This is a genomic window from Lutibacter sp. HS1-25, assembly GCF_004121075.1.
Lineage (GTDB): Bacteria > Bacteroidota > Bacteroidia > Flavobacteriales > Flavobacteriaceae > Lutibacter.
The window spans coordinates 1-1,185 of record NZ_RHLN01000074.1 but is presented as its reverse complement, the minus strand read 5'-3'; the positions used below and the strand labels follow the sequence as shown (position 1 = coordinate 1,185).

Here is a 1,185-nt window from a genome sequence, read left to right as displayed (position 1 = left end):
TTATTGAATGTTTATCGTTTGTACTAAATCAAATGTAAGCATAAATTTTATGAGTTGTTAGCAAATTTTAGCGACACGTTATGCTGATAATTGAATTTTAGTACTTTCCGAGATTTGTCATTCGTGTTTTTTTTATAAAAATCCTTTTCTTTTGTTATTAATTTATCTTTTTACGTTCTGCAATTTTTATCCGTTTCAATGCTCAAATCCGTTCTGATTTTAATTTTCTCCGTTTCATTGAGCTTTTCGCGTTTCAACTCTCAAAATCGGTAGAGTAGAAGTGAATTCAAATTTCTCAGTTTAGTTTAATTTTTCTTTAAACAAAATTTAAATAAGTTGAATTCTCAATCTTTTTATCTTGGATTAATCCATCCTTGCAAAAATTCTCCGATAGCAAAATCAATAAATATTACGATTACAATTATCGCAAAAATCATTCTAATTAGTTTAATCTTTTTTGTGTTTTCTTTTTTCATTGCATTATGTTTTTTATCTGACCGAAACTCAGTCGAGCTATTTTTGCTAACGGTCTAGGCTATGAGTAGTTGCGTGGGTTAGCACTTAACTTTGCAAGTACACACCAAACTGAAAATCCGCGAGGATTTTCAGAAGTAGGCGAGAACAAGCAATTACTTATAGCCATTGTGTCTGTTGCACAAGTTCTATCAAAAATAGGTTAAAATAGTTGTAAAAAAAATGAAAAATCCGTAATTTCATGGAATGCAAGGCAAGAAAGAATATCAGGAAAAGTTATTCGCTAATTTTCAGTTAAGTGAGCGAGTACCAGCACACAATTTTTATCGGAGATTAAAACAAGTGTTGGATTTGGATTTTTTATATCTATTAACCAGACCCTATTACGGTGAAAGCGGACAAAAAAGTATTGACCCTATTGTTTTCTTTAAACTGTGTTTGGTTGGCTATTTGGAAAACATCATTAGCGATAGAGATTTGATACAACACAGCGGTATGCGGTTAGATATTTTGTTCTTTTTAGGCTATGACATTGATGAACCTTTACCTTGGCATTCCACCATCAGTCGTACCCGTCAATTGTATCCTGAAGCGGTATTTGAAGAAGTTTTCACAAAGATATTTTCTATGTGTGTTGAAAAAGGAATGGTGAGTGGACATACCCAGGCGATTGATTCAGCTCCAATAAAGGCGAATGCTTCTATGGATACT

The 1,185-nt window shown here is 32.5% G+C and carries 2 protein-coding genes; one reads left to right on the top strand and one right to left on the bottom strand.

Features of this window, described 5'->3' with window-relative positions:
• Nucleotides 1-353: 353 nt before the first annotated feature.
• Nucleotides 354-476, bottom strand: a complete 123-nt coding sequence (locus EC396_RS18220; RefSeq protein ID WP_255421343.1) for a hypothetical protein — start codon at nt 474-476, stop codon at nt 354-356.
• A gap of 244 nt (nt 477-720) precedes the next feature.
• Here EC396_RS18220 and EC396_RS12260 point away from each other — a divergent pair.
• The coding region (locus EC396_RS12260; protein WP_164975278.1) for a transposase at nt 721-1,185 on the top strand (465 nt) is incomplete at its 3' end.

What these genes read in the sequence shown, in the direction of transcription:
- EC396_RS18220 (WP_255421343.1), bottom strand. Translation starts at nt 476, where the DNA reads ATGAAAAAAGAAAACACAAAAAAGATTAAACTAATTAGAATGATTTTT.